This is a genomic window from Microbulbifer maximicatervae (SeqCode) (genome assembly GCF_052468295.1).
In genome coordinates, this window is the sequence record NZ_CP174340.1 from 991372 (window position 1) to 1003902 (window position 12531).

Genomic DNA, 12531 nt, shown 5'->3' on the forward strand with positions numbered 1-12531 from the left:
AAGGGTTATCTATTCACTCCTGGTAATCTAGCTTTTTATTGTCTTTCACAGGCGTATTCGTTTTCTTATATCTTTCAAATGTTTTTGTAAAGTATATGGTCAGCACTCAGAGCTATCCTTAAATGAACATTAGGGAAAGCTATCTCTATTTTTATTCGTATAGGCTATTGGCAATTTAACTTTGGTGGTTTCTACGGCATTGTGCTCTTAGCGGCCGCAAGTCAATATTTACGTCAACGGGATGTCGGATATGAAGCTGTCTTGGCTGTGTTTCTTTCGCAGAAAACTCTCTATTGCTTACTTTGCTTCAATCTTTGTCATATCAAGTTTTACTGTCCAGGCAGAAAACCTGCGGGGAAGCACCACGGGACCGACCTCTGCACCTGGATACAGTCACCCGGATCAGTTTCTCCATTTAAAGCCTGTAAAGCTGGCTGACAACATGTATCCGGTAATTCAGCATCCGCAAGAGGAAAAGCAAGCTAGACAGAAGCTGGCTCTTCTGGAGGAGAAGTTTGGCAAAAAGCCTAACATATTGATTTTCTTACTTGATGATGTAGGCTGGATGGATGTTGGCTTTAATGGTGGAGGTATTGCTGTCGGCAATGCCACACCCACTATGGATAAATTGGCGAATGAGGGGCTTATTCTAACCTCTGCCTACTCAACACCTTCATGCTCACCAACACGGGCTACGATTCATACCGGCCAAAATCCGCTACACCATGGAATCCTACGCCCCCCAATGTACGGTGAGGCTGGCGGCTTGGACGGAGCAGTAACCATGCCGGCGGTACTCAAAAAGTTAGGCTACGTGACCCAGGGGGTCGGTAAATGGCATATGGGAGAGAATAAGGGCTCACTACCGCAGAATGTTGGTTATGACGATTACCGAGGGTTTCTCGGTGTATCAGATATGTATACGGAATGGCGGGACGTTTATTTCAATCCAGAAGTGGCGCTGTCTCCAGAGCGCTTTGCCATGATGCAGAAGGAGCCATTTAGTCATAGTGAGGTTCATTGCACGCCGCAGGACACGGAGCGGTGTGAAGATCTCCATCTGATTGACCTGGACACTATCAAAGTGCTTGATGATCAATGGATGGAATACAGCGTAAACTTCATTAGGCAGATGAAAGACGCTGAAAGGCCCTTTTTCCTGTATCACGCTCCCCGTGGTTGTCACTTTGACAACTACCCATCCGATAAGTGGGCAGGAAAATCCAGGGCTCGTACAGTATATAGCGACTGTATGGTTCATATGGATTATGTACTTGCACAGCTATTTAGTGCTTTGCAGGAAACAAACCAGCTGGATAACACTCTGATTTTCTTCACCTCGGATAATGGCCCCGAGTGCGAGGTTCCCCCTTATGGCCGAACCCCTTTCCGGGGTTGTAAAGGTACGAGCTGGGAGGGTGGAGTAAGAGTGCCGACATTTGCCTATTGGAAGGGGATGATAAAGCCGCGCCGAACTGAAGGGTTGTTTGATTTGGCTGATCTCTTTAACACAGCCATTTCAATAGCGGGCAAGCCCGGTAGGGAGGTGGCAAGTTTTGTTAATGAAGATCGATATATCGATGGTATCGATCAAACGGGAATGCTGTTGGCGGATAATGGCCAGTCTGCACGCCGTAGTCGGCCCTATACGATGAATCAGTATTTTTCTGCCATGCGTGTTGATGAGTTCAAATATGTATGGACGGCAGAAATCGAAAATGGTGTCGTACAGAGGGGAAACTGGGGCGGGTTCAGTGGTCCCATTTTTGTTGAGAGTGGCGGGGCAATATTATTTAACCTTTATTCCAATCCTCAGGAAGATGTCAGTATCGGTGTGCGTCATTTGCCAATGCTTGTGCCGGTGATGACAACAGCAGGGGACTACATGAAAGAACTCATCAAATACCCCCCACAATTCAAGATCGGTTTCATATCCAACAATCCGCCAATCTATGACCTCTTACCTCAGGCGAAAGAGAAGTTGGAGCAGTTTGAGAAAGAGGGTACTGGTAAGTATCCCTGGCCTTAGAGTTGATCCCTGAAATGTAGCTTTAACTCTATAAGTGGATTTATGCTTGAGCCGTATAAGTATGTAATATTTTGACGGCTATTAAATAGGGTGGCGGGAGTCATTCTCTTGAGATACAGGCCTCGATAGATCAAACAAAATGGCCGGCCTCGCTCGTGTTTCTGGAGACCGGCCTGTGGACTACTGCAAGATTGTGCCGGTGTTACTGGTTCCCACTTGCGTAGCGGTTGCAGAGTTGCCAGATGTTGCCTGGGTGGTATCATGGGTGTTTGTTGTGCCCATTTGCATAATGTTGGCGGTATTCATCGTCATTGATTGGTTAATCGTAACCGTATTGGAATCTCCAATCTGTTCCACATCGGCAACCAGTAAATCTCCAAGCTGGAATAGCGTAGAGGAATTGCTTAAGCCATCCTGTTCGATCTCAGCATCGTTACTGTCACCAAATTGAATGGCAAAAACCATATTGGTTGTACCCAGTTGTTCGGCAAAAAGGTTATTACCGAGGCCGTCCTGCTGTCCAAGATCAGCATCGTTTGAATCGCCATCCTGTATTAGCTCGGCAGTACCACCGGTAGATGTAAATTGTGTTATGAGTGAGGTATTACCCGTCCCTAACTGGATTGTGCTCTGAGCATTCCCCGATCCGTTGGCGACCTGAAAAAAGGTAGCTATATTTGATGTCCCATCCTGAAATACAGTTGCCGTGCTAGAGGATTCATTTGCCTGAGTACCGTCGACTTCATTGGATGTTCCAAGTTGGGTAACAACAATCCCATTCCCTGAACTGCTTGCTTGAATAATTGAGCCGATATTGGAATCACCGTTTTGGGTAATAGCGGCAGTATCCAGGGAGGAATTGGCTTGTGTTGTGGTGAATTGATTGGAAGTGCCAATTTGTGTTGTTGTCGAAGTTACCGATGTGGTATTGGTTTGAGTGGTATCGAATAAATTAGTTTGACCGTTTTGCAGTACAGTAATTGTCGATGTGGTCGCATTATCTTGCTCAATCGTCGAAACGGTATTGTTGTCGCCAATTTGGGTACTGTTGATAACACTATTTGTAGAGTTGGTTATCTGTGATGTGGTTGATGAATTGTTGTCGCCGGTTTGAGTGAATATCGCGAAGTTGCCCGACGTGGTGGGGTCTGCTTGGTTGGCTGTTGCTGTATTCCCGGTGCCATTTTGATTGACAATCGTGGTATTGGCGACAGCATGCGCGCTGATTGCTAAAGCAAGTGCCGAAGCAATATAGGTGTAAGTTTTCATATCTACTTCCTTACAAATCAACATATTAATCTTTATCAAGCGGATTACCGCCTGCTTGTCGATTTGGGACTCTGCGGAATATCTGGTTAGGCAAAGACGGCTCTCAAATCCCTGGGTAATTACTTGAATTGTTCCCATCCAAAGTTACTGCTCACACCCAAGATACTATCGTTAAAATGATATTGGGTGATGGTGTAGGATGACCTAACGATTTTCGGTCAGGTGAGCAGTATTTTCCTTGGGATTTAACTATCAATCTACTGAGAAGAAATCCCTAAAGAGGTAGTTGCAGGCCTGTATTGCAGTTTGTCTTGCATAAAAAAGAAGTGACTAATGACGTTAGTCATTTCATTTGTGCATTTAAAATAGGGGAGGGTAAAAACTTGGGGGCTTTAATTGTTAAAAGATTTACTATAGCAAAATAAATATCACTATATCATCAGGTATGGCCGGCTCCAGCTTGAGTCTCACAGGAGCCGGCCGATAAATTACTGCAAGATGGTACCTGTATTACTGGTACCTAGCTGGGTAGCAGTTGCTGAGTTTCCACTTGTTGCCTGGGTGGTGTCATGGGTGTTGGCGAAACCCATCTGCATAGTACTGGCATTATTGTTGGTTGATGTTTGGGTAATTGTTGCAGTATTCGAAGTCTGGATTTGTTCTATATAGGCTACAAGTAGGTCTCCATCTTGAGAGAGGTCTGCGGTGTTGCTGAGGCCATCTTGTTCAAGTTCTGCCTCATTAGTTGACCCAGTTTGGTATGTCATCACCATATTAGTGGTGCCGAGTTGCGTGACTTCTATGGATGTGTCTGAGCCAAACTCCTGATCTATATCAGCATCATTAGAATCGCCATCCTGCACTAAATCCAAAGTGTTATTAAGTGTTGTGAATTGTACTGTGAGAGATGTATTGCTAAGGCCAAGCTGAGTGGTGCTTTGATCATTTCCCAAACCGCCTCCAGCCCCAAAGCTTGCAGTATTCGTTGTACCATCTTGAAATACTGTGACGACACTAGATGTCTCACTTGATTGAGTGCCTCCGGTAGTATTTGAGGTTCCCAGCTGGGTAATAAATTGAGATGTGTTGGAGGTTAAGGCTTGTACCATTGAGCCGTTATTGGAGTCTCCTATCTGGGTAACGACGACATTATCCAGGTTGGAATCAATTTGCACCGTTGTATATTGATTAGATGTACCATTTTGTGTGGTTGTTGAGGTGCTTGATGTGGTGCCCATTTGAATTGCATTAAATAAATTAGTTTGACCATTTTGCAATACGGTAATTACTGACGTGGTAGCATCGCTTTGATCAATCGATGAAACAGTGTTGTTGTCGCCAATTTGGGTGCTATTGATAACGCTATTGGTAGAATTGACTACCTGGGATGTGGTTGATGAGTTGTTGTCACCTGATTGTGTAAATATGGCAAAATTGCCGGAGGTGGTTGGGTCAGCCTGGTTAGCTGTGGCAGTATTCCCGATACCATTTTGATTGACAATGGTGGTATTGGCTACAGCATGCCCGCTGATGGCGATAGCGACTGCCGCAGCAATAGAGGCGTAAGTTTTCATATCTGTTTCCTTACAAATCAACATATTAAGTTCTATCAAGCGCATTACTGCCTGTTTGTCGATTTGGGACTCTGCTGAATGGCTGGTTAGGCAAAGACGGCTCTCAAATCCCTGGGTAATTACTTGAATTATTTTCACCCAAAGTTACCGCTGTCACACAAACCTCTATCAGTTAAACTGATAGTGGGTGACGTAATAGGATGACTCCACGATTTTCGGTCAGGTGTTCAATGTTTTCATTGAGAATTAACTATCAATCTACTGAGAAGAAATCCCTAAAGAGATAGTTGCTGGCCTTTATTGCTGCTTGTCTTACATAAAAAAGAAGTGACTAATGACGTTAGCCATTTATTTTATGCATTTAAAATAGGGGAGGGTAAAAACTTTGGTGGCTTTAATTGTCGAAAGATTTACTATAGCAAAGTAAATGTCACTATATCATCAGGTATGGCCGGCTCCAGTTTGAGACTCACTGGGGCCGGCCGATGAATTACTGCAAGATGGTACCTGTGTTGCTGGTCCCTAGTTGAGTAGCGGTTGCTGAGTTTCCACTTGTTGCCTGGGTGGTGTCATGGGAGTTGGCGAAACCCATCTGCATAGTACTGGCATTATTGTTGGTTGATGTTTGGGTAATTGTTGCAGTATTCGAGGTCTGGATTTGTTCTATATAGGCTACGAGAAAGTCGCCATCCTGCGATAGATCTGCTGAGTTACTTAATCCATCCTGGAGAATTTCACCATCATTACTTGCACCAGTTTGATAAGTCATAACCGTATTGGTGGTGCCCAGCTGTTCGGCGTAGAGATTATTACCGGTACCAAATTCTTGGGAAATATCAGCATCGTTTGAATCACCATCTTGTAATAACTCGGCAGTATCGCCGGTTGAGGTAAACTGCACCACTAATGATGTGTTACTCGTTCCCAGCTGGGTCGTAGTTTGGTTATTCCCCGTGCCGAGTCCCTGGCCAAAGGAGGCTGAATTTGATGTGCCATTCTGAAATGTCGTGGAAGTACTTGAAGTTTCACTTGACTGAGAGCCGCCTACAACATTAGTTGTTCCAAACTGGGTGACAAAAAGTCCATTCCCCGAACCGGATGATTGAACAATAGAGCCGCTATTGGAATCACCATTTTGGGTGATTACGGTAGTATCCAGGGATGAATTGGTTTGTACCGTTGTATATTGGTTGGAAGTGCCAGTTTGCGTAGTCGTCGAGGTGCTTGAGGTGGTAGTACTTTGAAGTGCGTTAAATAAATTGGATTGACCATTTTGCACTACGGTAACTACTGACGTGGTAGCATCGCTTTGATCAATCGATGAAACAGTGTTGTTGTCGCCAATTTGGGTACTGTTTATCACACTGTTCGTAGTGTTGACTAGCTGGGATGTGGTGGAGGCGTTATTGTCACCAGTTTGCGTAAATATGGCAAAGTTGCCAGAAGTTGAGGCGTCATTCTGATTGGATGTGGCTGTATTCCCAACACCATTTTGATTGATGATAGTAGTATTGGCGGCAGCATGCCCGCTGATGGCGATAGCGACTGCCGCAGCAATGGAGGCGTAGGTTTTCATATCTATTTCCTTACAAATCAACATATTAAGTTCTATCAAGCGGATTACTGCCTGTTTGTCGATTTGGGACTCTGCTGAATAGCTGGTTAGGCAAAGACGGCTCTCAAATCCCTGGGTAATTACTTGAATTATTTTCACCCAAAGTTACCACTGGCATCCAAAGCACTATCGTTAAAATGATATCGGATGACGTTATAGGATGACCCTCCGATTTTTGATTATGGGTAGGGTGTTTGCCCTGGGAATTAACTATCAATATTCTGAGAAGAAATTCCCAAACGCGAATGTAGGCTTTTATTTCTTTCTTTCTTTCTTGAGTGAGGGTGAGGTGGCAGTTTTTTAGTTGCTCTCTATGCCATCGTCAGATTTTCTAACAAAGTAATGGCATAAAAATGCAATAGGAATTGAATATAAAGCGATAACAAGTGCAGAAGCAAAGAAACCTGATTCTGCAGTTGCAACTCCAGCACAGCAAAGGAGAATACTTGGAAGAGCACCACCCAACATCATAGAAACTCGGTTATATCTCTGCATCTTTAATAGGAAATACTCTACAAGCTTCCCGTAGGTTAGGGTGGCGATTAAGGATATCAGGGTAGTCATCAGATAGAATGTCAGCATGGGGACTGTGCCACTAAGAATCTGAATTCCGGAAGCACCTGGCAAGGAAAAAACCGCAATAATAGTTGGCAATACGACACAGGTTAGCGCAGTAGCTTTAAGGGCAATAAGGAAGGATATAGTTTTGGGTGCAGGAGTGGTTTTACTTTCCAGGTTGGCCTTAGGCGCTTTGTAATAATTTGTAGGCATGTACTTCTTGATGAAACTCGCTTAAATCTGTTTTTTTCAAGTGGAATGTTGCTTAATTAATGGTAATCATTAGCTGTTGTCATGTAAATACGATAGTGGCTCGAATTATATAGATTTTTGATCGTGAGTTGAGGCTTTTGCTGGGGTGGATGTTGGAATAAATACACCATACTGGATATAAAGTACCGGTAGATTTAATCGATGGCATCCAATGAAAGCTCTTTAACTCCCACTCACTACTGGGGGCTTTTTGCCCTGCTACTGGCGGCATTTCTTCTTGCCAATGATTATACGGCATTTTCGCCGGCACTCCCGGCGATTCAAAAGACGTTTAATGTCGATATCACCACCATTCATTGGGTCGTTAATGCCTATACCCTGGTATATGGCGTTTTGATTGTGTCTACGGGCAGGATGGCTGATATCTATGGTCGCCGGCGAATGTTCATTACCGGCATCTATATCTTTACTGCATCTTCCCTTGTTGGTGGGTTTGCGGGAAATATAGGGACGTTATTATTCGCCCGTGCTGGGATGGGGTTGGGAGGCGCCTTGGCCTGGGCTGCGATCCTGGGTATGGTCTTCTCCCTCTTGCCCAGGGATAAGGCTGGGCTGGCCGGAGGATTGATTCTCACTACAACAGGGTTGGCCAATGCCAGTGGCCCAGTGATTGGTGGTCTGTTGGCTGATTTTGCCAGCTGGCGCTGGATATTATTTATCAATATTCCCATTGCTTTGCTGGTTATTCTTCTGTGCTGGAGAAAATATCCTCCAGCTAATACGCAGAGAAGCACTAAGAAAATTGATTATTGGGGTGTTATTACCCTCTGTGGGTCTCTATTTAGTTTCCTCCTTGCTATGGATCTGGTGGTTCAGTATGGATTGTCCCACTTCTATGTGTGGGGCCTATTGGTACTGTCCATATTTCTCATGATAGTTTTTGCTCTTGTTGAAACTGTTGATCCGAATAACGCGCTAATTCCTGGTGAGTTGATAAAGAATAGAGGTTTTATCGCCGCTGGACTCAGTATGTTCTTTGTCGCTATCGCATTCTTTGCAACCCTGGTTTATATCCCGCAGCTATTTATCAAGGTGAAGGGCTTTTCTGCCTTTGGGGCTGGGTTGGCTTTGTTACCATTAATGGTCAGCTCTGGTGTTGTCGCCTATATTTCTGGCACTTTATACGAGCGGTTGGGCGCCAAGATTTTGATTTGTTCTGGCGCTTTGGGTATGTGTATAGGGCTATTTCTACTGTCGGCTATGAAGCCTCAAGTATCTTATATTTTTTTCGTTCCTGGGCTTTTGATAGTAGGCAGCAGTATTGGCATATATAGCCCTACGATTGTTACCGCGGCAATTAGCGTAGTTGAGCCCAGTGACTCCAGTTTGGCAGGGTCGATTATCTATATGTTTAAATTTGTGGGTGGTGCACTTGGGCTGGGGGTTAATGCGACTTTACTGGCAATGGCTCCAAATATCTCTGTTGGGATTGAGCGGGCCTTTGTGGTTGATGCTTATCTGGCACTACTTGGATTCCTGATTTCCTTGGTTTTCTTTTCTGGACTTTCAAAAGAAAGATGTAGCCAGTGAAAGCCATTCTTTCCTCAGGATATAACTTGAGAATCCAGGCATGGATAGTCAAAAACCAGCGGTTGATAAAGGCCTTTATCTAGGCCTGCTGGCGCTGTCTCTGGCGATTTTTCTTGTCGCCAATGACTTTACGGCATTCTCTCCAGCACTGCCGGTAATGGAGCATGAATTTCATTCAGACCTTACAACGACGCAGTGGGTCATTAATGGTTATGCTCTGGTTTTTGGGGTACTGATCATTTCTGGTGGTCGCCTTGCCGATATGTATGGCAGGAGGAAGGTGTTCTTTATTGGAACCCTGGTATTTATGGCGTTCTCGCTTTTAGGTGGGCTTGCAGTCGATATGGGAATGTTGTTGATATCCAGGGCGCTGATGGGGGTTGGGGGAGCGATGATGTGGCCCTCTATCCTCGGCATGACTTATGGCCTGATGACTGAACGGCGAGCTGGGTTAGCAGGTGGATTGGTGATCACTGTTTGCGGTATCGCTAATTCGGTCGGTCCTCTACTGGGTGGCGCGCTGGCAGATTATGCCAGTTGGAGATGGATTTTCTTTATTAACCTGCCGGTATCGGCAATTGCTTTATATGTTTGTTGGAGAGTGATTCCTGATGACTCTCCAGAAGCTTGTGATGAGCGTATTGACTATGCCGGGATCGCTTCGCTGTCGATGGCTCTATTTGCCTTGTTACTGGCGTTCGATCTTGTTGTTGATGTCGGTTTCAAAAGCCCATTGGTCCTCGGCCTTATCGCCGCCTTTTTCTTACTTATTTGCTTGTTTAGTGTCGTTGAGAAACGAGTTGGGGCACAGGCGTTGATTCCACCGGATGTGGCTGGGAATAAACGGTTTGTCTTCGCCTCTGTTGCCACGTTATTGATTTCAGCGCTTTTCTTTGCTGGACTGTTTTTTATTCCACAGTTCCTAACCAATGTTCGTGACACCTCAGCAATGAAGGCGGGGATGGGGCTGATCCCTATGATGCTCTCCTTTAGCGTTTTCGGCTTTTTGGCAGGGAAACTATATGATGTGATTGGAGCAAAGAAGATAGTATCGGCAGCTACTTTATTGATGACGCTGGGAATGTATCTTCTATCTCATATCCACAAAGATACTCAATATATGTCTTTAGTTCCCGGGCTTGTGATATTGGGTGCTGGTATTGGTTTGTTCAATTCCACCATTACAACTGTAGCTATAACGGTTGTTGATAGCAGTAGGGCAAGTTTAGCGGGTGCAATCATTTTTATGTTTCAAATAGCGGGTGGTGCCGTAGGATTAGGGTTGAATACTACGATAGTGGCGATGGCCACTGATATGCCATCGGGTATTGAATATGCATTTACTGTAAATGCCTATCTCGCCTTGTTTGCTTTTATTATTTGCATTTTATTTGTCGGGGATAAAAAGCCTGAAGTTTGACTTTGATAATCTATCCATTATCTATCTTTCCACTTCAGTTGTTAATTGATCGGCAGCCTTTGAAGGTAAAGTTTGTGCTTCTTTGCCGAGGTTCCAAAATGGGGAAATTCCCGTTTCGATTGGGAAAACAGGTTTGCATTGGCTGATTGGTATGGCATTAAGTTCTATTTTTAGCTCTCCATAATGTTGTCTGTAGGCATAGGCTATTGGGATCAGTCTCTGCCGATCGAAATACTTGGCGCCCTTGTTGTTTTCGAATGCTTGTGTAAAATTATCTATTCCCTGCTGGATGCCAGCCCCATTTCTTGCTGTGAAGTTCCAGAGATTTTCATCAATTGTTTCTGCGAGACTGGCAAGATAAATCCATAATTGAAAATTGAGGCATTCATAATGAACACTATTTTTACTCTTGGTTTTCGATACTTGGTTATCTGAGTGATCAAACTGCTCTAATATTCGGAAGCGGGAGTCCCTAAGAGTTTTTCTGGCAGTTTGTATTTGATTGAGATATAGCGCTAAAGCTACAACTTGTAAATCATACTGTGTGCCAAGATGCCCAAGTTTTGGACGCATTGATTGCCCGCGATGACTATCTATCAACCAGCTAAGGTATTGCTCCAGATGGTAGTCTAATCGCTCAACTCCTATCAGGCGAATCTGCTGTTCTTGTTTAAGTTCTCTTAAAGTAGAAAGGGTGTGGGCCAGTAGGTTGGGATTTACAGATTGTAATTGTTTACTGTATTTCGTTTCATTTTTGTCGGGGAATAGCTTGATGAGGCTATTGTCGATAAATTGAATGAATTGTGGCTTCGAGCAGCGGGATTGCGCAAGGGCGACAATGGTCAAATCCTGAAGCAGGCTGTTAATCGAACTGGGCCATGCCCTCTGTTTTGCTTTTACCGATCTTTGCGTGGCCTCTCTTAATAGCATTAGATAGGAAAGGTCGCACCTGTTTGCAGTGGTCAACTTGCTGCCAGGGGTACTTGTGTCGGCGGAGAAGCTGGAATCATCGAGTTGATCCAGCATGGCAAGGATAGCTTCAGAGCGAGTTGTGCCTCGATCCCGGCTGGACTGCTGATCTGTCCGCTCCAGGTGCGGCTTTCCAGAAAATAGTCTGGCTACCCAGGCTCCTTGAGTATAGTGACCTGCGGCTTCCGAGTAATCCGGGCAGGGGAGATCCCATGGGAAAATCGCCCACTCATCCCATTTTCCCGATACGCCTAGCCGCCATAAAAGTTCAACCTTGGGTCGCCTGCCATAGCAGTAGCGGCTATCAAATACCTCTGTACTATCAGATCGAAATACTATTTGTGGCTCTTCAGTGGGAGTTGGTTTGAAGTTCTCACATAGAATGGATTGGTTATCCAGCAGTCTTGTCATTGGAATAACATGGTAGGGGTAAGCGTTGTTGTGAAGTACCTGTTGCTTTATTGCTCGCCAGGCTTTTGGGGTTACAAAGCAATTGCCATCCCAAGGTAAAATCCAGTCGGCTTTTGATTTACCGTCCTGAAGGGCGAGATTTCTGGCCCCATTATTGTTCATTACATAATTGTTTTTATAGCGGTAAAGGCTCAGCTCTGCCTGAACCGCTAAGTCCTGGCGTAATCGTAGCCCTTTTAATTTATAGGGGGCATAGCTGATGGGGTGATCGAGAATATTCCACTCTATTTTTCGATAGTCGTCCCAACTAAAGGGGATTCTGATGAAGGTTTGTTGATGGTCGTCGAGCAGTTTAATGATGGCTGCTTCTTCATTAGGGTCGACTATTCGATTGAGGATAAATACTTTTTCGCAGTTGTCAAGTTCAGGCTCATGCTTCAAAATAAATTCGAGATTCTTGCGGGACTGTCCCACACTATGCCGGGGAGCTAAGTCGTTGCCGATGACTCTGTAGAGAATAAAGGTCTGGGTTCTATTCGTTGTGGCTTTATGAGATTTGACTGGCGTAGTTTTGGGGTAGGGGGAACGACTGCTCGGATAGTGGAAATTGGGAAAGTGGCGATACCTTCGCATAATAATATTGGCTAGGCGCCTGGCATATTTTAGGGTTTTTCTTTTTAGCTTTTGAGAAAAAAATATACAGCGATCTCGCCACCTTAGCCAAAAAGTGTGCTCACGGAGTGATGTTGTTTCCTGTTCGGAGGCTAGCTGTTTTACGGGCGTTGGCATGGAAGCGTATTCTTATAGTTAGATATAGAGAAATCTAGTGAGTGCTCATTGATTGCTGACGGAAAGCCGGCAATCAAATTTTTTCTCGTGATTC

General features: G+C 44.7%; 8 protein-coding genes. 3 read left to right on the plus strand and 5 right to left on the minus strand.

Annotated features, from left to right (window positions below):
- Positions 1–250: 250 nt before the first annotated feature.
- The gene (locus ACJJIQ_RS04720) at positions 251–2029 is read left to right on the plus strand and encodes a sulfatase-like hydrolase/transferase (RefSeq protein WP_445363852.1); all 1779 of its coding nucleotides are present in this window, start codon (positions 251–253) and stop codon (positions 2027–2029) included.
- 180 nt (positions 2030–2209) lie between these two features.
- Here ACJJIQ_RS04720 and ACJJIQ_RS04725 read toward each other — a convergent pair whose 3' ends face one another.
- The 4 genes from ACJJIQ_RS04725 to ACJJIQ_RS04740 form a co-directional block, all read right to left on the minus strand.
- Complete coding sequence (locus ACJJIQ_RS04725; protein ID WP_445363853.1) at positions 2210–3436, minus strand: hypothetical protein; 1227 nt, start codon at positions 3434–3436, stop codon at positions 2210–2212.
- Between the two features lie 350 nt (positions 3437–3786).
- Complete coding sequence (locus tag ACJJIQ_RS04730; protein WP_445363854.1) at positions 3787–5010, minus strand: hypothetical protein; 1224 nt, start codon at positions 5008–5010, stop codon at positions 3787–3789.
- Positions 5011–5362: 352 nt separating this feature from the next.
- Positions 5363–6586 carry a hypothetical protein gene (locus ACJJIQ_RS04735; protein ID WP_445363855.1) on the minus strand — a complete coding sequence of 408 codons (1224 nt, stop codon included), beginning with the start codon at positions 6584–6586 and terminating at the stop codon, positions 5363–5365.
- A 201-nt stretch (positions 6587–6787) separates the two neighbouring features.
- Positions 6788–7258: a hypothetical protein gene (locus tag ACJJIQ_RS04740; RefSeq protein WP_445363856.1), complete on the minus strand. Its 471-nt coding sequence runs from the start codon at positions 7256–7258 to the stop codon at positions 6788–6790.
- Between the two features lie 201 nt (positions 7259–7459).
- On the opposite strand from ACJJIQ_RS04740, the gene ACJJIQ_RS04745 reads away from it, so the two are divergent.
- The gene (locus ACJJIQ_RS04745; protein ID WP_445363857.1) at positions 7460–8848 is read left to right on the plus strand and encodes an MFS transporter; all 1389 of its coding nucleotides are present in this window, start codon (positions 7460–7462) and stop codon (positions 8846–8848) included.
- Between the two features lie 40 nt (positions 8849–8888).
- The gene (locus ACJJIQ_RS04750) at positions 8889–10268 is read left to right on the plus strand and encodes an MFS transporter (RefSeq protein ID WP_445363858.1); all 1380 of its coding nucleotides are present in this window, start codon (positions 8889–8891) and stop codon (positions 10266–10268) included.
- Between the two features lie 21 nt (positions 10269–10289).
- On the opposite strand, the gene ACJJIQ_RS04755 is transcribed toward ACJJIQ_RS04750, so the two are convergent.
- Positions 10290–12089: an alginate lyase family protein gene (locus ACJJIQ_RS04755; RefSeq protein ID WP_445363859.1), complete on the minus strand. Its 1800-nt coding sequence runs from the start codon at positions 12087–12089 to the stop codon at positions 10290–10292.
- Positions 12090–12531: the final 442 nt, after the last annotated feature.